This window comes from Streptomyces sp. NPDC086519 (assembly GCF_040686075.1).
GTDB lineage: Bacteria > Actinomycetota > Actinomycetes > Streptomycetales > Streptomycetaceae > Streptomyces > Streptomyces shenzhenensis.
The window spans coordinates 67,216-91,536 of the sequence record NZ_JBFBJL010000036.1 but is presented as its reverse complement, the minus strand read 5'-3'; the positions used below and the strand labels follow the sequence as shown (position 1 = coordinate 91,536).

The 24,321-nt window shown below is 68.5% G+C and carries 23 protein-coding genes; 11 read left to right on the top strand and 12 right to left on the bottom strand.

Features of this window, described 5'->3' with window-relative positions; translation table 11 throughout:
• Positions 1–136 precede the first annotated feature (136 nt).
• The 3 genes from AB0P24_RS29900 to AB0P24_RS29890 form a co-directional block, all read right to left on the bottom strand.
• A complete protein-coding gene (locus tag AB0P24_RS29900; RefSeq protein WP_365799349.1) occupies positions 137–1,432 on the bottom strand; it encodes an MFS transporter in 1,296 nt (431 codons plus the stop codon).
• Between the two features lie 139 nt (positions 1,433–1,571).
• A complete protein-coding gene (locus AB0P24_RS29895; RefSeq protein ID WP_234543176.1) occupies positions 1,572–2,654 on the bottom strand; it encodes an inositol-3-phosphate synthase in 1,083 nt (360 codons plus the stop codon).
• A 43-nt stretch (positions 2,655–2,697) separates the two neighbouring features.
• Entirely contained in the window at positions 2,698–3,381 is a 684-nt protein-coding gene (locus AB0P24_RS29890) for a helix-turn-helix transcriptional regulator (RefSeq protein ID WP_181801329.1), read from the bottom strand.
• 362 nt (positions 3,382–3,743) lie between these two features.
• Here AB0P24_RS29890 and AB0P24_RS29885 point away from each other — a divergent pair, with 362 nt between their 5' ends.
• Both AB0P24_RS29885 and AB0P24_RS29880 read left to right on the top strand, forming a co-directional pair.
• Positions 3,744–6,386, top strand: coding sequence for a transglycosylase domain-containing protein (locus AB0P24_RS29885; RefSeq protein WP_365799346.1), 2,643 nt, complete (start codon positions 3,744–3,746; stop codon positions 6,384–6,386).
• 129 nt (positions 6,387–6,515) lie between these two features.
• Positions 6,516–8,015 (top strand): glycosyltransferase 87 family protein, encoded by a 1,500-nt coding sequence (locus tag AB0P24_RS29880; protein WP_365799344.1) that lies wholly within the window; start codon positions 6,516–6,518, stop codon positions 8,013–8,015.
• A 76-nt stretch (positions 8,016–8,091) separates the two neighbouring features.
• Here the strand turns inward: AB0P24_RS29880 and AB0P24_RS29875 are convergent, their stop codons facing one another.
• The 3 genes from AB0P24_RS29875 to AB0P24_RS29865 all read right to left on the bottom strand — a co-directional run bounded on the left by AB0P24_RS29875 (position 8,092) and on the right by AB0P24_RS29865 (position 10,793).
• Positions 8,092–9,123 carry an alanine racemase gene (locus AB0P24_RS29875; RefSeq protein ID WP_365799342.1) on the bottom strand — a complete coding sequence of 344 codons (1,032 nt, stop codon included), beginning with the start codon at positions 9,121–9,123 and terminating at the stop codon, positions 8,092–8,094.
• An 83-nt stretch (positions 9,124–9,206) separates the two neighbouring features.
• Entirely contained in the window at positions 9,207–10,328 is a 1,122-nt protein-coding gene (locus AB0P24_RS29870; protein WP_365799340.1) for a peptidoglycan bridge formation glycyltransferase FemA/FemB family protein, read from the bottom strand.
• Between the two features lie 162 nt (positions 10,329–10,490).
• On the bottom strand, positions 10,491–10,793 hold the full coding sequence (locus AB0P24_RS29865; RefSeq protein WP_365799338.1) for a hypothetical protein: 303 nt from the start codon (positions 10,791–10,793) through the stop codon (positions 10,491–10,493).
• Between the two features lie 263 nt (positions 10,794–11,056).
• On the opposite strand from AB0P24_RS29865, the gene rpsF reads away from it, so the two are divergent.
• The 4 genes from rpsF to rplI all read left to right on the top strand — a co-directional run bounded on the left by rpsF (position 11,057) and on the right by rplI (position 12,765).
• Positions 11,057–11,347, top strand: coding sequence for a 30S ribosomal protein S6 (gene rpsF, locus AB0P24_RS29860; RefSeq protein WP_005482942.1), 291 nt, complete (start codon positions 11,057–11,059; stop codon positions 11,345–11,347).
• Between the two features lie 77 nt (positions 11,348–11,424).
• Positions 11,425–12,015: a single-stranded DNA-binding protein gene (locus AB0P24_RS29855; RefSeq protein ID WP_365799336.1), complete on the top strand. Its 591-nt coding sequence runs from the start codon at positions 11,425–11,427 to the stop codon at positions 12,013–12,015.
• A 48-nt stretch (positions 12,016–12,063) separates the two neighbouring features.
• Positions 12,064–12,300, top strand: coding sequence for a 30S ribosomal protein S18 (gene rpsR, locus AB0P24_RS29850; RefSeq protein WP_003949403.1), 237 nt, complete (start codon positions 12,064–12,066; stop codon positions 12,298–12,300).
• Between the two features lie 18 nt (positions 12,301–12,318).
• A complete protein-coding gene (gene rplI, locus AB0P24_RS29845; protein WP_181805019.1) occupies positions 12,319–12,765 on the top strand; it encodes a 50S ribosomal protein L9 in 447 nt (148 codons plus the stop codon).
• 248 nt (positions 12,766–13,013) lie between these two features.
• Here the strand turns inward: rplI and AB0P24_RS29840 are convergent, their stop codons facing one another.
• Positions 13,014–14,351 (bottom strand): MATE family efflux transporter, encoded by a 1,338-nt coding sequence (locus AB0P24_RS29840; RefSeq protein ID WP_365799334.1) that lies wholly within the window; start codon positions 14,349–14,351, stop codon positions 13,014–13,016.
• Positions 14,352–14,810: 459 nt separating this feature from the next.
• Here AB0P24_RS29840 and dnaB point away from each other — a divergent pair, with 459 nt between their 5' ends.
• Complete coding sequence (gene dnaB, locus AB0P24_RS29835; protein WP_365799332.1) at positions 14,811–16,286, top strand: replicative DNA helicase; 1,476 nt, start codon at positions 14,811–14,813, stop codon at positions 16,284–16,286.
• Between the two features lie 84 nt (positions 16,287–16,370).
• Positions 16,371–17,756 (top strand): serine hydrolase domain-containing protein, encoded by a 1,386-nt coding sequence (locus AB0P24_RS29830; RefSeq protein ID WP_365799330.1) that lies wholly within the window; start codon positions 16,371–16,373, stop codon positions 17,754–17,756.
• Positions 17,757–17,854: 98 nt separating this feature from the next.
• Here AB0P24_RS29830 and AB0P24_RS29825 read toward each other — a convergent pair whose 3' ends face one another.
• Both AB0P24_RS29825 and AB0P24_RS29820 read right to left on the bottom strand, forming a co-directional pair.
• Entirely contained in the window at positions 17,855–18,307 is a 453-nt protein-coding gene (locus AB0P24_RS29825) for a GNAT family N-acetyltransferase (protein ID WP_365799328.1), read from the bottom strand.
• A 9-nt stretch (positions 18,308–18,316) separates the two neighbouring features.
• On the bottom strand, positions 18,317–18,775 hold the full coding sequence (locus AB0P24_RS29820) for a MarR family transcriptional regulator (RefSeq protein WP_365799326.1): 459 nt from the start codon (positions 18,773–18,775) through the stop codon (positions 18,317–18,319).
• Positions 18,776–18,917: 142 nt separating this feature from the next.
• On the opposite strand from AB0P24_RS29820, the gene AB0P24_RS29815 reads away from it, so the two are divergent.
• Positions 18,918–20,126, top strand: a complete 1,209-nt coding sequence (locus AB0P24_RS29815; RefSeq protein ID WP_365799324.1) for an MFS transporter — start codon at positions 18,918–18,920, stop codon at positions 20,124–20,126.
• A 45-nt stretch (positions 20,127–20,171) separates the two neighbouring features.
• Positions 20,172–20,591 (top strand): heme-binding protein, encoded by a 420-nt coding sequence (locus AB0P24_RS29810; RefSeq protein WP_365799322.1) that lies wholly within the window; start codon positions 20,172–20,174, stop codon positions 20,589–20,591.
• Positions 20,592–20,658: 67 nt separating this feature from the next.
• Here AB0P24_RS29810 and AB0P24_RS29805 read toward each other — a convergent pair whose 3' ends face one another.
• The gene (locus AB0P24_RS29805) at positions 20,659–21,525 is read right to left on the bottom strand and encodes a GNAT family N-acetyltransferase (RefSeq protein WP_365799320.1); all 867 of its coding nucleotides are present in this window, start codon (positions 21,523–21,525) and stop codon (positions 20,659–20,661) included.
• A gap of 189 nt (positions 21,526–21,714) precedes the next feature.
• Here AB0P24_RS29805 and AB0P24_RS29800 point away from each other — a divergent pair, with 189 nt between their 5' ends.
• Complete coding sequence (locus tag AB0P24_RS29800; protein WP_365799318.1) at positions 21,715–22,347, top strand: HAD-IB family phosphatase; 633 nt, start codon at positions 21,715–21,717, stop codon at positions 22,345–22,347.
• Positions 22,348–22,701: 354 nt separating this feature from the next.
• Here AB0P24_RS29800 and AB0P24_RS29795 read toward each other — a convergent pair whose 3' ends face one another.
• Both AB0P24_RS29795 and AB0P24_RS29790 read right to left on the bottom strand, forming a co-directional pair.
• Complete coding sequence (locus AB0P24_RS29795) at positions 22,702–23,184, bottom strand: NUDIX hydrolase (protein ID WP_365799317.1); 483 nt, start codon at positions 23,182–23,184, stop codon at positions 22,702–22,704.
• Between the two features lie 110 nt (positions 23,185–23,294).
• A complete protein-coding gene (locus AB0P24_RS29790) occupies positions 23,295–24,200 on the bottom strand; it encodes a LysR family transcriptional regulator (protein ID WP_365799316.1) in 906 nt (301 codons plus the stop codon).
• Positions 24,201–24,321 lie beyond the last annotated feature (121 nt).

Sequence of the window (24,321 nt, the reverse complement as noted above, 5' to 3'; positions counted from 1 at the left end):
GCTACCCACACACGCGTGAACCACTCCACCACCCCTCAGACGCGACGCGCCCACCGGGGCGGCCCTGAAACATGACCCCGCGTGGGGAACCGGCCCGGGGCGATGTTTCACGTGAAACATCGCCCCTCTCCGTGAGTCACTGCGGCGCTGCGCGCTCCTGCTGTGGCCGACGGTCGCGCTCGAGGCGGGCCATGGCCACAGCGACCGCCGCGTAGACCAAGGCGACCATGATGACGAGGGTCGCGGAACGGCCGTCCGGCGGGAGCATCAGCGCGGCCACGGCGGCGGCCCCGACGAAGGCGACGTTGAAGAGCACGTCGTACACGGAGAAGATCCGGCCGCGGAAAGCGTCGTCGACGGACGACTGCACGACGGTGTCCGTGGCGATCTTCGCCCCCTGGGTGATCAGTCCCAGGACGAAGGCGGCGATGAGCATGGGGACGGCCGTGAAAGGGAGCCCCAGGGCCGGCTCCAGTACGGCGGCGGACGCGGCACAGGTGACGATCCAGCGACCGGGGCCGAAACGCCCCGCGGTCCACGGCGTCACGACGGCGGCGGCGAAGAAGCCCGCGCCGGAGACCCCGAGGGCCAGCCCGAGCAGCCCGAGTCCGTCACCCGGGCCGGAGGCGAGGGCGTACCGGCACAGCATCAGTACCAGGACGAGGAGCGCGCCGTAGCAGAAGCGCATCGCCGTCATGCTGACCAGTGCCCAGGCCGCCTCACGGCGCCGCGGTTCGGCGAGATGCCGGATCGCCTCCAGCAGGTCGCGTGCGGTGCTGATCACGGCCACTCCGAGACTCGGCTGAGCGGGATGCCGGTCCGGTCCGAGGAGGTCGGGGGCCATGGTGAGGGAAGCGAGGGCCGCACACAGGTACAGCGTGGCGCCCAGCAGCACCACCGCGGCATCGGATTCCGAGGCGACCAGCCGTACGGCGAAGGCGAGGCCGCCGCCGACGGTAGCGGCGAGGGTGCCGGCGGTCGGGGACAGGGAGTTGGCGAGCACCAGCCGTTCGGTGTCGACCACCCGTGGCAGCGCAGCGGACAGGCCCGAAAGGACGAAGCGGTTGACGGCCGTGACGCACAGGGCGGAGGCGTAGAAGAGCCAGTCGGGGACGTGGCCGACCATGAGGACGGCAGTGGCCGCGGCCAGCAACGCGCGCAACAGGTTGCCGTAGAGGAAGACCTGGCGGCGGCGCCAGCGGTCCAGCAGGACGCCGGCGAAGGGGCCAACGAGGGAGTACGGAAGAAGCAGGACGGCCATGGCCGAGGCGATGGCGGCCGGCGAGGTCTGTTTCTCCGGGGAGAAGACGACGTAGGCGGCGAGGGCGACCTGGTAGACGCCGTCGGCCCCCTGGGAGAGCAGGCGTATGACGAGCAGGCGGCGGAAGTTCCGCAGGCGCAGCAGGACGCGCAGGTCGCGGACGACGGGCATGGGGCACAGCCTCACATACGGGGCCGCGCGCAGGAGAAGGGTCCCCGGATCGGATGACCCGGGGACCCTTTGAGCCCTGGCAGGAGCGTTTTTTTGCGAGCTTGATCTGCGGAGCTTCAGTGCCCCGCGGTGTGCCGGGTCAGCGCTCGACGTCGCCGCGGATGAACTTCTCCACGTTCTCCCGGGCCTCGTCGTCGAAGTACTGAACCGGCGGGGACTTCATGAAGTAGCTGGACGCCGAGAGGATCGGACCGCCGATGCCGCGGTCCTTGGCGATCTTCGCGGCGCGCAGGGCGTCGATGATGACACCCGCGGAGTTCGGGGAGTCCCAGACTTCGAGCTTGTACTCCAGGTTCAGCGGGACGTCACCGAAGGCGCGGCCCTCCAGGCGGACATACGCCCACTTGCGGTCGTCGAGCCAGGCGACGTAGTCGGACGGGCCGATGTGGACGTTCTTCTCGCCGAGGTCCCGGTCGGGGATCTGGGAGGTGACGGCCTGCGTCTTGGAGATCTTCTTCGACTCCAGCCGCTCGCGCTCCAGCATGTTCTTGAAGTCCATGTTGCCGCCGACGTTCAGCTGCATCGTGCGGTCCAGGACGACGCCCCGGTCCTCGAACAGCTTCGCCATCACGCGGTGCGTGATGGTGGCGCCGACCTGCGACTTGATGTCGTCACCGACGATCGGCACACCGGCCTCGGTGAACTTGTCCGCCCACTCCTTGGTGCCGGCGATGAAGACCGGAAGGGCGTTGACGAAGGCGACCTTGGCGTCGATGGCGCACTGGGCGTAGAACTTCGCCGCGTGCTCGGAGCCGACGGGCAGGTAGCAGACGAGGACGTCGACCTGCTTGTCCTTGAGGATCTGGACGATGTCGACCGGCTCGGCCTCGGACTCCTCGATGGTCTCGCGGTAGTACTTGCCGAGACCGTCGAGGGTGTGGCCGCGCTGGACGGTGACGCCGGTGTTGGGGACGTCGCAGATCTTGATGGTGTTGTTCTCGGAGGCGCCGATGGCGTCCGCCAGGTCGAGGCCGACCTTCTTGGCGTCCACGTCGAACGCGGCGACGAACTCGATGTCCTTGACGTGGTACTCGCCGAACTGCACGTGCATCAGGCCGGGGACCTTGGACGACGGATCGGCGTCCTTGTAGTACTCGACTCCCTGTACCAGCGACGCGGCGCAGTTGCCCACACCGACGACGGCTACGCGAACCGAACCCATTCCGGTTGCTCCCTGTGTGTACGAGTGAGGCCCTGAACGGGACTCACGTGGCGGTGTCGTCGGGCGTATCCGGCCGGGGGGAATCCCCGGACCGGGGCAGGACGCCCGGCGCTCCATTGGTGGTGTTCTGCTGAGCGGACCCCCCGGAAGCGGGACCCTTCAGGTCCCGTCCGGCCCGCTCGCTCTCGATGAGCTCGTTCAGCCAGCGCACTTCGCGCTCCACGGACTCCATCCCGTGGCGCTGGAGCTCAAGCGTGTAGTCGTCGAGACGTTCCCGGGTGCGTGCCAGCGAGGCGCGCATTTTCTCCAGGCGCTCCTCCAGCCGGCTGCGGCGGCCCTCCAGCACGCGCATCCGCACATCGCGCGAGGTCTGTCCGAAGAAGGCGAACCGCGCCGCGAAGTGCTCGTCCTCGTACGCGTCGGGGCCGGTCTGGGACAGGAGCTCCTCGAAGTGCTCCTTGCCCTCGGCCGTCAACCGGTAGACGATTTTGGCGCGGCGGCCGGCGAGCGGCGCGGCGAGAGCGTCCTCGGCGCTGTTCCCCGGTTCCTCGATCAACCAGCCGTTGGCGACCAGCGTCTTGAGGCAGGGGTAGAGCGTTCCGTAGCTGAACGCGCGAAAGACGCCCAGCGACGTGTTGAGACGTTTCCGCAGCTCATAGCCGTGCATCGGGGACTCGCGGAGCAGACCGAGAACGGCGAACTCAAGGATGCCGGAGCGCCGGCTCATGGTCGCCTCCTCTCGTCCGCGGCTCGCTTATCTCGCTCTGATGTATCGACTCGATACATCATGACGATAGATCGGCCTTCCCCGCGCGACAAGAGGGGTGACGGTGAACGGGATCACATCACCGATTCGTAGGAGGTAAGTTGCCTGATTTGGGGTGAACTTCGGGGCTCAGCGGGTTTTGGCGGTGCGTAGTCTGTGCGGCATGCACACCACCGGGAACCAAGCGACGCCTGGGGAGCGTCCACGTCCACGGTGCAGTACGGGTGAATGCAGGACCGACCACATCCGTATGTCGGGGGGACCGGAAATCAGCCGCCGTTCCAGGCGCCCACAGGCGCGCCTGCCCGAGGAGTAATCGTTCGATGAGCGAGCACCGTCGCAAACCGCCGCCGCCGCAGGGAGGCGGACGTGCCGCGGCCCGACGCGGCCAGTCCGAACCGTCCTCCGGCCGCCGTGCGGCACCGCGAGGCGCCACCGGGTCTCTTTCCGACTCCTATGGGTCCAGTTCCTATGGGTCGGACTCGGGCTCGGGAGGTGAGGAGCGTCCGTACGGCGGCCGTGCCGAGGCACGCCGGGCGGCGCAGAGAAGCACGGGAAACGGTCGCCGCAGAGCGGCCGACAACGGGAGCCGCGGTCCTGGTGGTCCTGCCGGGCCGGGGCGCGGCAGAGGCCGCGCGTCGACGGCGCCGGGTAAGAAGCGCCTGATCGACTACCCCAGGGCGAACAGATTCGGCTGGCACCGCTGGGTCCCCTCCTGGAAGCTCGTCTCCGGGCTGTGCATCACCTTCTTCGGCAGCCTGGTCGCGCTCGTCGGCGTCAGCTACGCCATGGTGACCATCCCCAGCGAGAACGACGCGGCCAGGTCCCAGAACAACGTCTACTACTGGTCGAACGGCGATCAGATGGTCGCGACGGGCACGGGTGCGAACCGGCAGAACGTCACCATCGACCAGATCCCCGAGGCCATGCAGAACGCGGTGATCTCGGCGGAGAACAAGAGCTTCTACTCGGACTCGGGCGTCGATCCCATGGGTATCGCCCGCGCCCTGGTCAACATGGCCCGGGGTGGTGAGACGCAGGGTGGTTCGACGATCACCCAGCAGTTCGTCAAGAACACCTACCTCAGCCAGGACCAGACGGTCTCGCGGAAGTTCAAGGAGATGTTCATCTCCATCAAGGTGGGCACCAAGCTCTCCAAGCAGCAGATCCTCCAGGGCTATCTGAACACCTCGTACTTCGGCCGTGGCGCCTACGGCATCCAGGCCGCCGCCCAGACCTACTACGGCGTGGACGCGAAGTACCTCAAGCCGAGCCAGTGCGCGGTCCTCGCGGCCCTGCTCAAGGGCGCGACGTACTACGACCCCGCGGGCAACCCGGACATCGACTCCACGGCCACCCAGAAGGCCAACTACCAGCGCTCGCACGACCGCTGGGCCTGGATCCTCGAAGAGATGCACAAGGACCAGCACCTCACCGACGCCCAGTACCAGGAAGCCATCAAGAAGTACCCCATGCCCCAGGGCCGCAAGGCGATCAAGGGCATGACCGGCCAGATCAGCTATCTCGCCGACACGGCCAAGAAGTACGTCCTCGCGCACTCCAACATCACCGAGACCCAGTTCGACCAGGGCGGCTTCCAGATCTACACGACCTTCCAGAAGGACAAGGTCAACGCGCTGAGCGCGGCCGTGGAGAAGGTCCAGAAGGCGCGTCTGGACCCGAAGAACCGCGACAAGGACAAGTACGTCCAGTTCGGTGCCGCGTCGGTGGTGCCCAACGACGGCGCGATCGTCGCCCTGTACGGCGGTGCCGGCTACGAGAACAACCACTTCACCAACAACGCCGACACCTCCGGTGTCCCCGTCGGTTCGACGTGGAAGCCGTTCGTGCTCGCCGCCGCCATGCAGTACGGGACGTACAAGACCGACGGTGTAGGGGTCTCGCCGCTGAGCAAGTACAACGGCAACGACCATCTCAAGGTCCTCAACGAGGACGGCACCGCCGTCCTGAACAAGGACGGCTCGACGTTCTTCCAGAACAACGAGAGCAACTATCGCTGGGGGTACATCACCCTGCGCAAGGCGATGGAGCAGTCGATCAACACGCCGTTCGTGCAGCTCGGCTGGGACGTCGGTATGTCGCACGTGCGGGACGTGGCCAGCCGGTCCGGAATCCTGGACAGCAGCTTCGCGACCCTCAACCCGTCCTTCGCCCTCGGTACCTCGACTCCGAGCGCGATCCGCATGGCCGACGCCTACGCGACCTTCGCCGCCTCCGGCAGGCACGCGGACCCGTACTCGGTGACCGAGGTCAAGCAGGACGGCCAGGACCTGCAGGGCTTCAGCAAGCCGAAGGTGACCACCGCGATGCCTGAGAACATCGCGAACAACGTCACGGACACGCTGGAGAACGTCATCCAGAACGGTACGGGTACCAACGCCAAGGCCCTGGGCCGTACGGCGGCGGGCAAGACCGGTACCACCGACAGCAACAAGTCCGCCTGGTTCGTCGGCTACACCCAGCAGCTGGCCACGTCGGTGGCGATGTTCCGTGAGAACCCGAAGGACGCCGAGCTGCTCTCCATGAACGGCACCGCGGGCGTGGCGTCCATCCACGGTGGTGACATCCCGACCTCGGTGTGGACCGAGTACATGAAGGCCGCGCTGAAGGGCAAGAACGACCCGGGCTTCCCGCAGGCCACCAAGGTCGGCGACATCGCCGACGAGGCGGGGGCTCCCTCCCCGACGCCGAGCGTCAGCATCACGCCGAGCGAGACGCCCAGCGAGACGCCGAGCCCCACGCCCAGCGAGACGGTCACCGCCCCGTCGCCCACGGCGACGGAGACCTGCCAGTTCGCCTGGAACTGCTCGGCCAACGGCGGCACCACCGGCGGCAGCACATCGGGTACGACGTCCTCGCCGACGGCCACGGACACGACCGGCACAGGCACTACCAGAGGCAATGCCAACGGTGGAGGAAACCTCTTCGGCGGGTCGAGCGGCTAGCCGCCGTCAGACCGGTTGGTGACCATTTCGCCCGCCGAAGCCTGTTTCACGTGAAACTTGGGCCGCCGCACCCGGCGAGGTGCGGCGGCCCTCGGCGTATTCCTAGAGAGGTACGGCAGGATGGGCCCCATGCCCAGTGCAGAGACGACGCCCGCGGGCGTGCGCGAGCCGGAGCCGGTGCGGCCGACCAGGGAAGACGAGGTCGCCGCGGCCGGGAGTGAGCTGATCGGCGGCCCCATCGGGCGGCGTGCCCTGCTCGGGACGTCCTGGTGGACGCCGCTGCGGGTGGTCGTCATCGTGGCGGTCGGGATGTTCGCCCTCGGCATGGTGCAGAAGCTGCCCTGCTACGACAGCGGCTGGTTCTTCGGCGCGAGTTCCCAGTACACCCACGCCTGCTACTCGGACATTCCGCACCTCTACCAGGGGCGCGGGTTCGCCGACGGTCTGGTGCCGTACTTCGACAAGCTCCCGGGTGACATGGACTACCTCGAATACCCGGTGCTGACCGGTGTGTTCATGGAGGTGGCCGCATGGATCACGCCGGGCAGCGGCAGCATCATGCTCCAGGAGCAGGTGTACTGGTTCGTCAACGCCGGAATGCTGATGCTGTGCGCCGCCGTCATCGCGGTGTGCGTGGTCCGTACGCACCGCCGGCGCCCCTGGGACGGCCTGCTGGTCGCCCTGGCGCCCGCCTTCGCCCTGACCGCCACCATCAACTGGGACCTCCTGGCGGTCGCTCTGACGGCCGCGGCGATGCTGATGTGGTCCCGGAGCCGTCCCCTGGCCTTCGGCGTCCTCCTGGGGCTTGCCACGGCCGCCAAGCTGTATCCCGTGTTCCTGCTGGGGCCGCTGTTCCTCCTGTGCTGGCGGGCGGGCAAATGGCGGGAGTTCTTCGTCGCCACCGGTGGCGCGGTGGCCGCCTGGCTCGTCGTCAACCTGCCGGTGATGATCTTCGCCTTCGACGGCTGGTCGAAGTTCTACACCTTCAGCCAGGAGCGGGGCGTGGACTTCGGTTCCTTCTGGCTGATCTGGGCGCAGAACACGACCACCCCGCCCAGCACCGACTTCGTGAACACCGCGGCCACGGTCCTGGTTCTGCTCTGTTTCCTCGGCATCGCCGCCCTGACGCTCACCGCCCCGCGCCGACCGCGCTTCGCCCAGCTGGCCTTCCTGGTGGTAGCGGCCTTCATCCTCACCAACAAGGTCTACTCACCGCAGTACGTGCTGTGGCTGGTGCCGCTGGCCGTCCTCGCCCGCCCCAAGTGGCGTGACTTCCTGATCTGGCAGGCGTGCGAGGTGGCGTACTTCCTGGGCATCTGGATGTACCTCGCGTACACGACCAGCGGAGACGCCCACAAGGGCCTGCCGACGGACGGCTACCACTGGGCCATCGCCGTGCATCTGCTGGGCACGCTCTACCTGTGCGGGATGGTCGTCCGTGACATCCTCCTGCCCGAGCGGGACGTGGTGCGCCGCGCCGGGGACGACGATCCCTCGGGCGGGGTGCTGGACGGTGCCGAAGACGTCTTCGTGCTCGGTGCGGCGGCTCATCCCCCGCGCCACGCCGCCCAGTTCGAGGGCCCGCAGGTGGAATGGGGAAGCCGGTCCTCCGAGAGTGGTTCGCTCTGAGCGAACACGCTTCCTGGGCATGAGAAGGGCCGTACACGGACTCCGTGTACGGCCCTTTTTCCTGTCCTGCGAACGGTCAGCGGTCCACGAGACGGTCGAACTGGGTCGTGGTGTGCCGCAGATGGGCCACCAGTTCCTCGCCGACCTTCGGCTCCGGGGCGTCGGAGGGCACGAAGAGGATCGACACCTGCATGTGCGGCGGCTCCGCGAACCAGCGCTGCTTGCCGCCCCAGACGAACGGAGAAAGGTTCCGGTTCACCGTGGCCAGGCCGGCCCGTGCGACGCCCTTGGCGCGCGGCATGACGCCGTGCAGGGCCTTGGGGGCCTCCAGGCCCACCCCGTGCGACGTACCGCCCGCCACGACCACCAGGAAGCCGTCAGAGGCAGCCTTCTGCTGCCGGTAGCCGAACCGGTCGCCCTTGGCGACCCGCGTGACGTCCAGGACCGCCCCGCGGTACTCGGTCGCGTCATGGTCCCCCAGCCACAGCCGGGTGCCGATCCGGGCCCGGAACCGGGTCTGCGGGAACTGCTGCCGCAGCCGGGCGAGTTCGTCGGCCTTGAGGTGGCTGACGAACATCGTGTGCAGCGGCAGCCGCGCCGCGCGCAGTCGGTCCATCCAGCCGATGACCTCCTCGACGGCGTCCGAGCCGTCGGTACGGTCCAGCGGCAGATGGATGGCGAAACCCTCCAGGCGGACGTTCTCTATGGCCGAGTGCAGCTGCGGCAGGTCCTGCTCGCTGATGCCGTGCCGCTTCATCGTGGACATCACCTCGATGACCACCCGGGCGCCCACCAGGCCGTACACACCGTCGATGGACGACACCGAGCGGATGACCCGGTCGGGCAGCGGCACCGGTTCCTCGCCGCGCCGGTACGGCGTCAGCACGAGCAGGTCGCCGCCGAACCAGTCCTTGATGCGTGCGGCCTCGTACGTCGTGCCGACGGCAAGGATGTCCGAGCCGAGCCGTGTGGCCTCCTCCGCCAGCCGCTCGTGCCCGAAGCCGTAGCCGTTGCCCTTGCAGACCGGTACCAGGCCCGGGAACTGCTCCTGCACGTGCTTGTGGTGCGCCCGCCAGCGCGCGGTGTCGACGTAGAGCGTGAGCGCCATGGCCGGACCTGGAACCTTTCTGGGTGGCTGGGGTTGCCAGAGGACTACGGTGTGTCAGGGCTATAGAAGCACGGAGCGTGACGTCAGCGGCGCGACATGTAGATGTCGAGCGCCTTGTGGAGCAGCTTGTTCAGCGGGAAGTCCCATTCGCCGAGGTATTCGGCGGCCTCTCCGCCGGTGCCCACCTTGAACTGGATCAGGCCGAAGAGGTGGTCCGTCTCGTCCAGTGAGTCGGAGATGCCACGCAGGTCGTAGACGGTGGCGCCGAGCGCGTAGGCGTCGCGCAGCATCCGCCACTGCATGGCGTTCGAGGGCCGCACCTCACGGCCGATGTTGTCGGAGGCGCCGTAGGAGTACCAGACGTGCCCGCCGACGATCAGCATGGTCGCCGCGGACAGGTTGACCCCGTTGTGCCGGGCGAAGTACAGCCGCATCCGGTTGGGGTCCTCGGTGTTGAGGGCCGTCCACATGCGCTGGAAGTACGACAGCGGGCGCGGCCGGAAGTGGTCGCGCACGGCCGTGATCTCGTACAGCCGCTGCCACTCCGCAAGGTCCTGGTAGCCGCCCTGGACGACCTCGACGCCCGCCTTCTCGGCCTTCTTGATGTTGCGCCGCCACAGCTGGTTGAAGTTCCTGTGGACCTCTTCCAGGGAACGGTTCGCCAGCGGCACCTGGAAGACGTAGCGGGGCTGGACGTCGCCGAAGCCGGCGCCGCCGTCCTCACCCTGCTGCCAGCCCATCCGGCGCAGCTTGTCGGCCACTTCGAAGGCGCGCGGCTCGATGAAGTCGGCCTCGATGTCGCGCAGGCGCTTCACATCCGGGTTCTGGATGCCCTGCTTGATGGAGTTGGACTCCCAGCGCCGGATGATCACCGGCGGGCCCATCTTCACCGAGAACGCGCCCTGCTGCTTGAGGTGGGCCAGCATCGGCTGGAGCCACTCGTCGAGATTCGGCGCGAACCAGTTGATGACCGGGCCCTCGGGAAGGTAGGCGAGGTAGCGCTTGATCTTGGGCAGCTGGCGGTACAGCACCAGGCCCGCGCCGACCATCTCGCCGGTGCGCTCGTCGAACCAGCCGAGGTTCTCCGAACGCCATTCCGCCTTGACATCGGCCCAGGCCGGGACCTGCATGTGGCTCGCCGCCTGCAGGCTCTGGATGTACGCCAGATGCTGTTCGCGGCTGATGGTCCTCAGGGTCAGGCTCATGTCGGGGCGCTCCTCGGGCTGGTGTGTCCCCATGGGTACAGGGGCTCCGGCTCTCGCGCCGAAGCCTACTGCGCCTTGTCCACGACCTGACTGGGCGTGCGCCACCTACGCCCCGGCTCCTGTCCGGCCGGGGCGTAGCACGGTGCTGTCGCGGGTGCCGGACTAGCCGAACAGGCCGCCGTTGGCCATGCTGATGAAGAAACCGATGCCCGAGGTACCGAGACCCAGGATCAGACCGAAGCGCTCGCGCGTGGTGATCGAGATCCACTGCCCGTACAGACCGGTGAAGATACCGATCAGGCCGGTCCAGGAGCTGAGCAGGTTCAGGCTGTGGAAGAACGACGTGATGAAGGCGATCAGCCCGAGCGCCAACGTCACTGCCATCAGGGAGTCCTGGAGCGGATGGGTTTGGCCGTCGGTGGCGAAGAGGGATCCGGCGGTGTTGGGTCGCAATGCCTGTGCCATAGGGCACCTCCTGCGGAAGGCGGCGCACTGTAGCGCCGTACACACCCGATGTGTACAGACTGAGGGTCCCGGCGGCCTGATTTCAACCGGAAGCGGGTGTGCGGGTACTCTGTACCGTCTGCACCGGTGTCTGCCCATGCCCTGACCGGGATCCCAGCGGGAACCCCCGAATGTCAGTGGCGGCCGATACCGTTGCGTACGCATCACAACCCTCCTGCCACGGAACGACCGTGGCCGCTGAGTCCAAAGGAGGTGGGTTCCACATGCGTCACTACGAGGTGATGGTCATCCTCGACCCCGATCTGGAGGAGCGCGCTGTCGCCCCCCTGATCGAGAACTTCCTCTCCGTCGTCCGTGAGGGCAACGGCAAGGTCGAGAAGGTCGACACCTGGGGCCGTCGTCGTCTCTCGTACGAGATCAAGAAGAAGCCCGAGGGCATCTACTCGGTCATCGACCTGCAGGCCGAGCCTGCGGTCGTCAAGGAGCTCGACCGCCAGATGAACCTGAACGAGTCGGTCCTCCGGACCAAGGTCCTCCGTCCCGAGACCCACTGAGCTCACCGCTCAGCCGGTCTCGGGATTCCGAGTAGCAGCACAAGCAGCCAGCAGCAAACCCGCCGAGAGGTTCCCCCATGGCAGGCGAGACCGTCATCACGGTCGTCGGCAATCTTGTCGATGACCCCGAGCTGCGCTTCACCCCCTCCGGTGCGGCGGTCGCGAAGTTCCGTGTCGCGTCCACCCCCCGCACCTTCGACCGTCAGACGAACGAGTGGAAGGACGGCGAGAGCCTGTTCCTGACCTGCTCGGTCTGGCGTCAGGCGGCGGAGAACGTCGCGGAGTCGCTCCAGCGAGGCATGCGCGTCATCGTGCAGGGCCGACTGAAGCAGCGGTCCTACGAGGACCGTGAGGGTGTCAAGCGCACGGTCTACGAGCTGGACGTCGAGGAAGTCGGCGCCAGCCTGCGGAGCGCCACGGCCAAGGTCACCAAGACCGCCGGCGGTGCCGGCCGCGGTGGCCAGGGCGGTTACGGCGGTGGCGGCGGCCAGGGTGGCGGCGGCTGGGGCGGCGGCTCCGGCGGCGGCCAGCAGGGCGGCGCTCCCAACGACGACCCCTGGGCTTCCAGCGCTCCGGCCGGTGGCGGCAACCAGGGTGGCGGCGGCTGGGGCGGCGGCTCCGGCGGCTCCGGCGGCGGTGGCGGCTACTCGGACGAGCCTCCCTTCTAAGGGCCAGTGGCTCGTATCCCCACTTCTTGATCACACAGGAGAATCACCATGGCGAAGCCGCCTGTGCGCAAGCCGAAGAAGAAGGTCTGCGCTTTCTGCAAGGACAAGGTCACGTACGTGGACTACAAGGACACGAACATGCTGCGGAAGTTCATTTCCGACCGCGGCAAGATCCGTGCCCGCCGCGTGACCGGCAACTGCACGCAGCACCAGCGTGACGTCGCCACGGCCGTCAAGAACAGCCGTGAGATGGCGCTGCTGCCCTACACGTCCACCGCGCGCTAAGGAAAGGGTGACCGACTCATGAAGATCATCCTCACCCACGAGGTCTCCGGCCTCGGCGCTGCCGGCGAAGTCGTCGACGTCAAGGACGGCTACGCACGCAACTACCTGATCCCGCGGAAGTTCGCGATCCGCTGGACCAAGGGTGGCGAGAAGGACGTCGAGCAGATCCGTCGTGCTCGCAAGATCCACGAGATTCAGACCATCGAGCAGGCCAACCAGGTGAAGGCCCAGCTCGAGGGCGTCAAGGTCCGTCTGGCCGTCCGTGCCGGCGACGCCGGTCGCCTCTTCGGTTCCGTCACCCAGGCCGACATCGCTTCGGCGATCAAGGCCGCCGGTGGCCCCGAGGTCGACAAGCGCCGCATCGAGGTCGGTTCGCCGATCAAGACCCTGGGCGCCCACGAGACGTCCGTGCGTCTGCACCCCGAGGTTGCCGCCAAGGTCAACATCGAGGTTATCGCGGCCTGACGCCGCGCTCGGTCTGAGCAGTAGCTGAAAGGGGCCGCACCCGTGAGGGTGCGGCCCCTTTGGTTTGGTGCCCTCTGGCCTCTGCCCTCTGGCCTCTGGCCTCTGGCCTCTGGCCTTTGGTCTGGTGTCTCTGGTCTATCCCTTCGGTTAGGCCTTTGGTTGCCGCCGCGGGCGTGGAGCCGTGGGTGTTTCACGTGAAACGTGACAGCTCGCGTGTTTCACGTGAAACCGGCGTCAGGACACAACGGTCAGCGCGTCGCGCCGGTCACGATCCACCGGCCGGAGCGGGCACGCAGCCAGAGGGTGAGCATCCGCACGGCCATCATCAGTGTCATGGCTCCCCAGAGCGCCGTGAGCCCGCCGCCGAAGGCGGGCACGAGCAGCGCCGCCGGCGCGAAGACCGCGAGAGTCAGGACCATGGCCCCGGCGAGATACCGCCCGTCTCCGGCACCCATCAGTACGCCGTCGAGGACGAATACCACGCCGGAGATCGGCTGGGAGAACGCCACGATGAGCAGCGCCGGCAGGGCGGTGTCCTTCACGGTGGGGTCACCGGTGAACAAGGGAAGGAAAAGCGGCCGGGCGCCGATCACGAGCAGGCCCAGGACCACTCCGGTGGCGATACCCCACTGGACCATGCGGCGGCAGGCCTCGCGGGCACCGACAGCGTCGTCCGCCCCGAGATAGCGGCCGATGACGGCCTGCCCGGCGATCGCGATCGCGTCCAGGGCGAAGGCCAGCAGACTCCACAGGGACAGCACGATCTGATGGGCGGCGATGTCCGCATCACCGAGCCGGGCCGCCACGGCGGTGGCAATCATGAGGATGGCCCGCAGCGAGAGCGTCCGGACGAGCAGGGGTGCGCCGGCCTGTGCCGAGGCCCGTATCCCGGCGGTGTCGGGACGCAGCGACGCCCCGTGCCTGCGCGCGCCCCGCACGACGACGGTCAGATAGACCGCCGCCATCCCGCACTGGGCAATGACCGTGCCCCAGGCGGAGCCGGCGATGCCCAGTCCGACACCGTAGACAAGCGCCACGTTGAGCCCGGCGTTCGCGATGAATCCCGCCACGGCGACGTACAGCGGGGTGCGGGTGTTCTGGAGACCGCGCAGGACGCCGGTGGCGGCGAGGACAACCAGCATGGCCGGGATGCCGAGAGAGGAGATCCTCAGGTAGGTGGTCGCGTAGGGGGCTGCGGTGGCCGAGGCACCGAAGACGTCCACGATGCCCGGTGCGAGGGGCAGGACGAAGGCGATGACCGCGGTGCCGAGCAGCAGTGCCAGCCAGATGCCGTCCATGCCCTGGCGGACCGCTGCCTGGAGATCGCCGGCGCCGACCCTGCGGGCGACGGCGGCCGTGGTGGCGTAGGCGAGGAAGACGAAGACGCTCACGGCGGTGGTGAGGAGGGCTGAGGCGATCCCGAGGCCGGCGAGCTGTGCGGTGCCGAGATGGCCGACGATCGCGCTGTCGGCCATGACGAAGAGCGGCTCGGCGACGAGGGCGCCGAAGGCCGGGACGGCCAGTGCGACGATCTCCCGATCGTGCCGTCGCCGCGTGGCCTTGGGGATCGCGGGAGCCTGTGACATGCGGGCTAATCTAATCGTCCACAGGTAAGAGATGCAATCCGCCAGTGATCCTTACTGTTGGCTGTACGCCCCACGCTGTCGTGCACTGTTCGAAGCGATCTTGGCCCGACTGGGGAAGTTTTTCTTCTGCACAGCCGGTGGATGGGAAAGCCGCAGGTCAGGGGCGGTTGTGGACAGGGTTCGAGGGCTTGTTCACAGGGCTGTCCACCGCGTCGTGCACAGGTTTTGGCGGGTTCTCCACAGCATACGGGCCGTCGTCCACATGGCCTGTGGATAACCAGATTGGCTGACGGTGCCCGCGGGCCTACCGTGGTCCGGCACCCGCTCCTTGTCACGGCCTCGGAAACCTCATAAAACCGACGCGTCCAGAACCGGAATGGGGCGTCTCAGTTGTCAGTGCCGTGCCGTACAAAAGAGGGCATGGCGAGGTCCGCGGTGCGGACGGGAGGAGGTGGCTCGGTGAGCATTTCCGAGCCCTTGGACGATCCGTGGGCCGACGCCGGTCCCGGTGATCGTCTGCCCGCCTCCCGCCGACGGGGCGAGGGCGGCCGCGGCCGGGACGACCGGCACGACCGGGGCCGGGACAGCGGGGACTGGGACGGCGGGGGCACCACCTTCGAGCGGGTTCCCCCGCAGGACCTGGACGCCGAGCAGTCCGTGCTCGGCGGCATGCTGCTCTCCAAGGACGCCATCGCCGACGTCGTCGAGATCCTCAAGGGCCACGATTTCTACAAGCCCGCACACGAGACGATCTACCAGGCGATCCTCGACGTCTACGCGAAGGGTGAGCCGGCCGACCCCATCACCATCGCTGCCGAGCTCACCAAACGCGGCGAGATCAACAAGGTCGGCGGCGCCTCCTATCTGCACACCCTCGTCCAGACGGTGCCGACGGCGGCGAACGCCGAGTACTACGCGGAGATCGTCCACGAGCGGGCCGTACTGCGCCGCCTGGTCGAGGCCGGGACGCGCATCACCCAGATGGGATACGCGGCCGACGGCGACATCGACGAGATCGTCAACAGCGCCCAGGCCGAGATCTACGCCGTCACCGAGCAGCGCACCAGTGAGGACTACCTCCCGCTCGGCGACATCATGGAGGGCGCCCTCGACGAGATCGAGGCGATCGGCTCCCGCACCGGCGAGATGACCGGCGTCCCTACCGGTTTCACCGACCTGGACTCGCTCACCAACGGCCTGCACCCCGGCCAGATGATCGTCATCGCCGCCCGCCCCGCCATGGGCAAGTCCACCCTCGCGCTGGACTTCGCGCGGGCCGCGTCGATCAAGCACAATCTGCCCAGCGTCATCTTCTCCCTCGAAATGGGCCGCAACGAGATCGCGATGCGCCTGTTGTCGGCGGAGGCCCGGGTCGCCCTGCACCACATGCGGTCCGGCACGATGACGGACGAGGACTGGACCCGGCTGGCCCGCCGGATGCCCGATGTCTCGGCCGCGCCGCTCTACATCGACGACTCCCCGAACCTGTCGATGATGGAGATCCGCGCCAAGTGCCGCCGGCTCAAGCAGCGCAACGACATCAAGCTCGTGATCATCGACTATCTTCAGCTGATGCAGTCCGGTGGCAAGCGGTCCGAGAGCCGACAGCAGGAGGTCTCGGACATGTCCCGGAACCTCAAGCTGCTGGCGAAGGAGCTGGAGGTCCCGGTGATCGCGCTCTCGCAGCTCAACCGTGGTCCGGAGCAGCGTACGGACAAGAAGCCCATGGTGTCCGACCTGCGTGAGTCCGGCTCCATCGAGCAGGACGCCGACATGGTCATCCTGCTCCACCGCGAGGACGCCTACGAGAAGGAGTCGCCGCGCGCGGGCGAGGCGGACATCATCGTCGGCAAGCACCGAAACGGGCCTACGGCGACGATCACCGTGGCCTTCCAGGGCCACTACTCCCGCTTCGTGGACATGGCGCAGACCTGATCCCCGCAAGCGAACGGCGCTGACCTGAGCGGCGTCACCCCAAATGGACTCGACGTCGGTCCGCCCACCAGGTGGACTGGGCACATGACGACATTCCAGGAAGAGCTGCTCCCCGCCACCCGGCGGGCCCTGCTGCACCGGATCGCCGTGGCCCAGTCCGAAGGCCGGGCGCCGTCACTGGTGGCGGCGGTCGTGCGAGGCGGCCGCGCCGTCTGGCACGGGGCGCGGACTTCGGTGGACGGACACGGGCCGGACGAGGACGTGCAGTACCGGATCGGCTCGATCACCAAGACGTTCACGGCCGTTCTGGTGCTGAGGCTTCGTGACGAAGGGCTGCTCGACCTCGGTGATTCCTTGGAGAAGTACCTACCGGGCACCGGCGCGGGGGAGGCGACCATTGCCGAACTCCTCGCGCACACCGGAGGCCTGGCGGCGGAGTCGCCGGCTCCCTGGTGGGAGCGCACGCCGGGTTCGCTGCGGCCCGAGCTCGATGATGTCCTCGGTGAACAGCCCCTGCTGCACCCCGTCGGTCGCAGGCACCACTACTCGAACCCCGGCTACACCTTGCTCGGCGCGCTGGTCGAGGAACTCCGCGGTGCCCCCTGGGATGAGGTGCTGCGGCGGGAGGTGCTCGAACCTCTGGGCCTCGCCCGCACGAGCACCCAGCCGCGGGCGCCGCACGCCGGTGGCTGGGCGGTGCATCCCTGGGCCGACGCCATGCTCCCGGAACCGTTGGAGGACCTCGGCCGGATGGCACCGGCCGGGCAGCTCTGGTCGACCACCGGCGACCTGGCCCGCTTCGCCGTGTTCCTGGCGGCCGGGGACGACCGGGTACTGAGCGCCGAGTCGGTGCGGGAGATGCGTACCCCGGCCGCCCCCTCCGAGCCCGCCGACGTACTGGACGGCGCCACCTACGGCCTCGGTCTGCAGATCCAGCGTCGTGACGGCAGGCTGCTCGTGGGGCACTCCGGCTCGCTGCCCGGCTTCCTGGCCAACCTCACCATCAGTGTGGACGACGACGTGGCGGCCGTGGTGCTGGCGAACTGCACCTCGGGTCCGCTGCTGTCAGCCACCGGTGCCGACCTCGTCCGTATCGTCGCGGAGGCCGAGCCGCGCATCCCTGAGCCGTGGCGTCCCCTGACCCAAGTCGAGCCTTCCGTGCTGGAGTTGGCGGGCCCGTGGTACTGGGGCACACATGCCTTCGTGCTGCGGGTGACGGCCGACGGGCTCATCTCGCTGGAGCCGCTCACCGGCGTCGGCCGCCGGGCCCGTTTCTGTTCCAACGGCGACGGCACCTGGACGGGCCTGGAGGGCTACTACGCCGGGGAGTTGCTGCGGCCGGTACGGCGGCCGGACGGCACGGTGAGCCATCTGGACCTCGGATCATTTGTGTTTACGCGTCAGCCGTACGACGAGACGGCTCCCGTCCCCGGTGGAGTGGACCCCGAGGGATGGCGGGGGATCGGCTAGCGGAGGAGAAGGCGGGGGCGGTGTTTCACGTGAAACGCCACCCCCGTGTGATGGCACTGCTCGGCTAGGAGCCGCTGAGGTGTCCGAGTCGCTGGGATTCAGATTTCGAGCTTGAAGCCCACGTGCGAGGGGGTGAAGCCGAGCCGCTCGTAGAAGCGATGGGCGTCGGTTCGTGACGCGTCCGAGGTCAGCTGAACCAGTCGGCAGCCCTGGCGGCGGGATTCGTCGATCGCCCACTCGATGAAGCGGGTGCCCAGCCCGCTGCCGCGCTCGTCGGCGTGGATACGCACGGCTTCGATGATCGACCGGCTGGCGCCGCGCCTGGACAGCCCGGGGACGACCGTGAGCTGGAGCGTGCCGACAACGCGGCCTTCGCGGACGGCGACGACCAACTGTTGGTTGGGATCGGCACTGAGCCGTTCCAGGGCGCTCAGATAGGGCGTCAGGTCGTCCGGTGATTCCCGCTGGGCGCCGAGTGGGTCGTCGGCGAGCATGCCGACGATCGCCGGGATGTCGTCGGCGACTGCGGCGCGTACGTCAAGGTCTCCCATGCCGGCAGCCTATGCGGGCACGTGCAGCGACTCCACGGCCCGGACCAGGGGAGCCAGCTCCGGGTTCCTGGCCGCTTCGTCGAGGGCCTCGCGCAGCGCCGTGTCGTTGGTGGGGCGAGCCTCTTCCAGCAGCAGCAGGCCTGCCTCGGTGACGTTCGTGTAGATGCCGCGGCGGTCGGTCGGGCAGAGGTAGCGCTCCAGAAGGCCGCGGTCCTCCAGACGCGTGACCAGCCGCGTGGTGGCGCTCTGGCTGAGGACGACCGCGTCGGCGACCTGCTTCATCTGCAGATGGCCCCCTTCGCCGTCGTGCTGCCGGCTGAGGACGTCGAGCAGGGAGTACTCGCGCACGCTCAGGTCGTGCCTGGCCTGCAGGGCGCGCTCTATGTGTGCCTCGATCCTCCCGTGCAGCAGGGAGAGGGCGCACCAGCCCTGGGCGAGGGCGGTGAGTGCGGGGTCTGTCGCTGTCATTGGCGTTTTCCTCCGTCCCGGAGCGGCTGAACCCAGGATAGAGCAAGCGCGCAACATCCCTCGCTTGCATATAACCAGCGTCTGCAATTATTGTGGACGCATGCAAAGCGCACCTGCAATCGTCTGGGAAGGTCGTACCCCCATGCCTCTCGCGCTTCTGGCCCTCGCGATCGGGGCCTTCGGAATCGGAACGACCGAATTCGTGATCATGGGCCTGCTGCCCCAGGTCGCCGGTGACTTCGGCGTATCCATCCCCACCGCCGGCCTGCTGGTGACGGGCTACGCGCTCGGTGTGGTCATCGGCGCCCCGCTGATGACCGTGCTGGGCACCAAGATCCCGCGCAAGCGGATGCTGATGCTGCTGATGGGTCTGTTCATCGCCGGCAACCTGCTGTCCGCCGTGGCTCCCTCCTTCGCCGTCATGCTGATCGGCCGTGTGGTCGCCTCCCTCGCCCACGGTGCCTTCTTCGGCATCGGCTCGGTCGTGGCGGCCGAACTGGTCGCCCCGAGCAAGAAGGCGGGGGCCATCGCGATGATGTTCACCGGACTCACCGTCGCCAACGTCATCGGCGTCCCGCTCGGCACCCTCGTGGGGCAGCACGTCGGCTGGCGCGTCACCTTCGGCATCGTCGCCGCCCTGGGCGTCGTCGGGCTGGCCGGTATCGCCAAGCTGGTCCCCGAGCTGCCCAAGCCGCAGGGCGTGCACCTGCGGCACGAACTGGCCGCGTTCAAGAACACCCAGGTCCTGCTCGCCATGGCGATGACCGTCCTCGGGTTCGGCGGAGTCTTCGCGGCCATCACCTACATCGCGCCGATGATGACCCATGTCACCGGCTTCGCCGACGGCTCCGTCACCTGGCTGCTGGTCCTCTTCGGCCTCGGCATGGTCGGCGGCAACCTCATCGGCGGCAGGTTCGCCGACCGCGCCCTGATGCCCATGCTGTACGTGTCCCTGGGCGCCCTGGCCGTGGTCCTCGCACTCTTCACGCTCACCGCGCACAACAAGATCGCGGCCGCTGTGACCGTCGCCCTCATCGGCGCCCTGGGCTTCGCCACCGTCCCGCCGCTCCAGAAGCGCGTCCTCGACCAGGCTCACGGCGCACCCACCCTGGCCTCGGCCGTGAACATCGGCGCGTTCAACCTCGGCAACGCCCTGTCCGCCTGGCTCGGCGGCCTCGTGATCGCCGCGGGCTTCGGCTACACCTCACCCGACTGGGTCGGCGCCGCCCTCGCCGCGGCCGCCCTCGTCCTCGCCTTCCTGTCGGCCGCCCTGGAGCGCCGCGACAGCGCCCCGATCGCGGTGGTCACCAGCGGCACGCCCGCCGGACAGCGGTCGTCGGTCCACCGCTGATCCCCCGCACTTCCCACCGCACGTCAGCACCATCCGAGGAGAACCATGAGCACCACCACCGTCGCCCCGCTCACCATCCAGGACGCGGAGTTCCTGATCGCCGAGGCCGGCCGCGCCGCCGAGGCCGCCGGGGCCACCGTCAGCGTCACCGTGCTGGACGCCGGAGGCCACCTGCTGGCCTTCCGGCGGGACGACCGCGCCGTGCTGATCTCCGGTGAGACCAGCACCCGCAAGGCCTACACGGCGCTCCAGCTGAACACACCCACCGCCGACCTTGTCGACGCCGTCCAGCCCGGCGGCCTCTTCCACACCCTGCCCACGGCCCTCGACAGGCCGTTGCTGTTCATCGCGGGCGGGGTCCCCGTCCAGCGGGACGGCCGGCTCATCGGGGCGATCGGCGTCGGCGGCGGTGCGCCTGATCAGGATCACGGCTTCGCCTCCGCGGCCGTACAGGCACTGGCCTGAGAGCCCCCGCTCGCCGTGGCAGGCCGGCACTCTCCCCGGGGGAGCCGGCCCCACGTGTCGATGGCTCTCAGCCCGCCGCGACCGTCAGTGGCGCGAACCGCCGTGTCCAGTCTCCCGGCAACTCCGTGATGCCGTACGTCATGACGGAGTTCATGGCGACGGAGGTCAGCCCACGCGCCTTCGCCCAGGCCAGCAGTTCCTCGTGCCGGACGTCGATGTCGGTACGGAGCGGGCGCTCGGTGCGGGCGCCGAGCGAGGAGATCAGGGCCTTCGCCGTCTCGGTGTCACGGGCGATCAGCGGTCCGACGACATGCGTCTCCATGTTCGGCCAGGCGGCCGCGTAGCCGACGATCCGCCCGTCGTCCACGGCGACCCGCAGCAGGTCCGAGAACGCGGGCAGCCGGGTGATGAGAAGGGTGCGGTCGGCGCCGAACACCTCCTCGTCCAGCCTGAGGATGGGGCCGAGGTCCTCCGCGGTGGCCGCCCGGGTCGCCACCCGAGGCTCGGACCCGCCCGGTGTGAAGTGCCCGGACAACATCTCCGAACGACCGGTGACCTTGAACCCCAGCTCCTCGTAGAGCGGACGGCCGTACGGCGTCGCGTACAGGGTCAGGGGAGTCGTTCCCGTGGCCGAGACGATGTGCCGCATCAGCCGGCGCCCGATGCCCTGGCGGGCGTGCCGTTCGGCGACCAGGACCATACCGACCGCGCCGAGGTGCGGGCGTTCCCTCGGGCCGTACTCCGTGATGACACAGGCGGCGACCAGGCCACCGTGGGGGTCGTCGATGCCGTACCCCTTCCCGGCCGTGAGGAGCAAGCGCCACTTGTGTTCCTCGCGGGGCCAACCCCGATCCTCGGACAAGTCGGAGCAGGCGCTGAGATCGCGTGGCGTCAGTCGACGAATGGGCAGAGCGGCGTCGGAAGGAGTTGACACACAGGTCAGGCTTGCCGACGGAGACCCCTGGCGTCCACCGCTTTCAGGGCTGACGCACGCGCTTTTGGCCATGCCGTAGCCCTCAGTGCCCCCGGACGGACCCGGGACGTTTCACGTGAAACATCGCCGTATGGCTGCCGTCCGTCGCCGCGCCGAGGAGCTGTGACCGCTTCCCGTTAGCCTCTGCCCATGGCGAGACTGCATCTCTTCGATCTCGACGGCACTTTGCTGCACGGCACCTCCGCACCCGTCGAGATATCCCGTCAACTCGGCCTGGAAGCAGAGACCATGGAGCTCGATCGGGCGATCTCGGCGGGGCGGATAGATCCGCCGGAGTACGCGTCGCGGGTGTACGCCCTCTGGGCCGAGCTGACCGATGCGCATGTGGCGGCGGCATTCGACGGGGCGCCCTGGCTGGCCCGTATCCGTGAGGTGTGGACCGAGATCAGGGGATCGGGGGACTACTGCGCGGTGGTCTCGTTGTCTCCCTCGTTCTTCGTGGAACGTCTGCTGGACTGGGGAGCCCATGCGGCCTTCGGGTCGCGCTTCCCGGCGGTGCCGTTCGCCGAACCGGTGGACCCGGCGGGGGTGCTCACTGCCGCCGCCAAGGTGACGATCACGGACCGTCTGTGCGAGCAGTTCGGGGTCGGCCGGGCGGACTGTGTCGCCTACGGCGACTCGATGTCGGACAGGGACTTGTTCGCCGCGGTTCCGGTGTCCGTAGCGGTCAATGCGGACGCATACCTCGCCGGTCTCGCGACGTACTCCTACACGGGCCGGGATCTGTGGGATGCCTATGAACTGGCGTGCGGCCTCGGGTAATTGAGGGAGCCGATGATTCGCCCGTTGCGTGGATGCTCCGACCACCACGTCGGCGAACGACGACGGGGACGGCGGAGGCTGCTTCATGTCCCGCGACAGGCCCGCGGTCGATCCCTCCGTCGTGTCCGGCCGGGACACCGGACGGCGGGCAGGAAGCGCCCCAGGGCTGCCCTCCCGTGCCCGCAGAGCCCTGGGAGTGAATACCGGCCGACGGCAGGCCGCCGCGCCTTCAGGGGGCCCTCAGGCGCCACGGCGGACAGCATGCGGTGTCCGGTGCGCGTAGCCCCAGCTGCCCGGCCTCGGCCGGCCGCAGGCGGCCGGCCGAGGAACTGGTCGTCGTCGGCGAGTGATCTCTCATCCGAGGTCCGGGGCGTGCATGGCCCTCACACCCTCGATGTTGCCGTCCAGGTAGTGCCGCAGCGACAGCGGTACGAGGTGCACGGAGGCGATCCCCACACGGGTGAAGGGGACGCGTACGATCTCGTACTCGCCGGCGGGCTCATCGACCTCGGGGCCGTGCCGCAGGGCAGGGTCCATGGACTCCAGCCGGCAGACGAAGAAGTGCTGCACCTTCACGCCGGTCGTGCTGCCGCTGTCGCCGATGTGCTCCACGGTGTCGACGAAGCAGGGCACCACGTCGGTGATCTTGGCGCCGAGCTCCTCGTCCACCTCGCGGTGCAGGGCGTCGACGACGGTGCTGTCCTCCGGCTCGACCCCGCCACCGGGAGTGACCCAGTAGGGATCGACACCGGGCTTGGTGCGCTTGATCAGAATCAGGTCGTCGCCGTCCAGCAGGACGGCACGGGCGGTGCGCTTGACCACGGGTCGGACGGTCATGGGAGAAATGTGGCCCAGCTGGTTCCACGTGAAACATCACGAAGGGTCACGGCAAGGACGCATTGCGTCAACCCGCCGAACGTGCTCGGCTCTCGTGGACTGCCCGCTGGTCAGCCCCAGTCCGCGGCCGCGTGCTGGAGCCAGTCGTGCGCCCGCGCGACATGCGGCATGGCGAGCGTGCCGGTGCGCACTACAAGGAAGTACGTCCGCAGCGGGGGCACCGCGGGATCGTGCAGCGCCACGACCTCACCGCGCTCCAGGGCGGCGGAGCACAGATACCGGGGCAGCACCGCGAGGCCGGCACCCGCGACCGTACAGGCGAGGACCGCGCGCAGATCGGGTGCCACGACCGTGCCCGAGGCGGCCGGACGTGTGTCGAAGACGGAACCCCAGTAGCGCGAGACGAACGGCAGCGACTCGTGGACCTCGACGACCGGCAGGTTCTCCAGGGCGGCCGCGCCCTTGCCGCGCACCGTGTCGGCACCCATTTCCTCGGCCCAGCGCGGGGCGGCGACCAGTACATGCTCCTCGTCGCAGAGCGCGCTGGCGGTGAGCAGGGCGCCACGCGGCCTGACCGTACTGATGGCCAGGTCATGGTGTCCGGCGGACAGTCCCTCCAGGGTCTCCTCGGCGTTCCCGAACGAGGCGCGCAGCGCGAAGCGCCGGCCGTCGTCGCCGGTGAGCTCCGTGAGAGCGGGCAGGGCGCGTTCGGCGGTGAACTCGGGCGGGCCGGCGAGGTGCAGGGTGCGTACCGAGGAGTCGTCGTCGAGGCCGCGTTCCGCTATCTCCACGAGGGCGTCGAGGTGCGGGGCGGCCTTGTGGGCGAGCTCGTCGCCGATGGTCGTGGGAGTCACCCCGCGGGCCTGGCGCAGGAAGAGCGGGCGGCCCAGCTGTCGTTCCAGGGTCCGGATCTGGGAGGTCACGGCCGGCTGCGAGAGGCCGAGCAGGGCGGCGGCGCGGGTGAAGGAGCCGGCCCGGTGCACGGTGACGAAGGTGCGCAGCAAGGCCAGATCCATCGCACTCCCTTCCGTTCGCCCTGCCCCATTCCGGCCCTCGGGCAGGTCCCCAACTATAAATAAGTCGATAGGTCTCTGCCGTTACAGTGATTGGACACTGACGCAGAGTCAACTAGCCTTG

Excerpts from the sequence above, each read along its gene's own strand:
- AB0P24_RS29900 (WP_365799349.1), bottom strand. The coding sequence starts at position 1,432 with ATGCCCGTCGTCCGCGACCTGCGCGTCCTGCTGCGCCTGCGGAACTTC.
- AB0P24_RS29895 (WP_234543176.1), bottom strand. The coding sequence starts at position 2,654 with ATGGGTTCGGTTCGCGTAGCCGTCGTCGGTGTGGGCAACTGCGCCGCG.
- AB0P24_RS29890 (WP_181801329.1), bottom strand. The coding sequence starts at position 3,381 with ATGAGCCGGCGCTCCGGCATCCTTGAGTTCGCCGTTCTCGGTCTGCTC.
- AB0P24_RS29885 (WP_365799346.1), top strand. The coding sequence starts at position 3,744 with ATGAGCGAGCACCGTCGCAAACCGCCGCCGCCGCAGGGAGGCGGACGT.
- AB0P24_RS29880 (WP_365799344.1), top strand. The coding sequence starts at position 6,516 with ATGCCCAGTGCAGAGACGACGCCCGCGGGCGTGCGCGAGCCGGAGCCG.
- AB0P24_RS29875 (WP_365799342.1), bottom strand. The coding sequence starts at position 9,123 with ATGGCGCTCACGCTCTACGTCGACACCGCGCGCTGGCGGGCGCACCAC.
- AB0P24_RS29870 (WP_365799340.1), bottom strand. The coding sequence starts at position 10,328 with ATGAGCCTGACCCTGAGGACCATCAGCCGCGAACAGCATCTGGCGTAC.
- AB0P24_RS29865 (WP_365799338.1), bottom strand. The coding sequence starts at position 10,793 with ATGGCACAGGCATTGCGACCCAACACCGCCGGATCCCTCTTCGCCACC.
- rpsF (WP_005482942.1), top strand. The coding sequence starts at position 11,057 with ATGCGTCACTACGAGGTGATGGTCATCCTCGACCCCGATCTGGAGGAG.
- AB0P24_RS29855 (WP_365799336.1), top strand. The coding sequence starts at position 11,425 with ATGGCAGGCGAGACCGTCATCACGGTCGTCGGCAATCTTGTCGATGAC.
- rpsR (WP_003949403.1), top strand. The coding sequence starts at position 12,064 with ATGGCGAAGCCGCCTGTGCGCAAGCCGAAGAAGAAGGTCTGCGCTTTC.
- rplI (WP_181805019.1), top strand. The coding sequence starts at position 12,319 with ATGAAGATCATCCTCACCCACGAGGTCTCCGGCCTCGGCGCTGCCGGC.
- AB0P24_RS29840 (WP_365799334.1), bottom strand. The coding sequence starts at position 14,351 with ATGTCACAGGCTCCCGCGATCCCCAAGGCCACGCGGCGACGGCACGAT.
- AB0P24_RS29830 (WP_365799330.1), top strand. The coding sequence starts at position 16,371 with ATGACGACATTCCAGGAAGAGCTGCTCCCCGCCACCCGGCGGGCCCTG.
- AB0P24_RS29825 (WP_365799328.1), bottom strand. The coding sequence starts at position 18,307 with ATGGGAGACCTTGACGTACGCGCCGCAGTCGCCGACGACATCCCGGCG.
- AB0P24_RS29820 (WP_365799326.1), bottom strand. The coding sequence starts at position 18,775 with ATGACAGCGACAGACCCCGCACTCACCGCCCTCGCCCAGGGCTGGTGC.
- AB0P24_RS29815 (WP_365799324.1), top strand. The coding sequence starts at position 18,918 with ATGCCTCTCGCGCTTCTGGCCCTCGCGATCGGGGCCTTCGGAATCGGA.
- AB0P24_RS29810 (WP_365799322.1), top strand. The coding sequence starts at position 20,172 with ATGAGCACCACCACCGTCGCCCCGCTCACCATCCAGGACGCGGAGTTC.
- AB0P24_RS29800 (WP_365799318.1), top strand. The coding sequence starts at position 21,715 with ATGGCGAGACTGCATCTCTTCGATCTCGACGGCACTTTGCTGCACGGC.
- AB0P24_RS29795 (WP_365799317.1), bottom strand. The coding sequence starts at position 23,184 with ATGACCGTCCGACCCGTGGTCAAGCGCACCGCCCGTGCCGTCCTGCTG.
- AB0P24_RS29790 (WP_365799316.1), bottom strand. The coding sequence starts at position 24,200 with ATGGATCTGGCCTTGCTGCGCACCTTCGTCACCGTGCACCGGGCCGGC.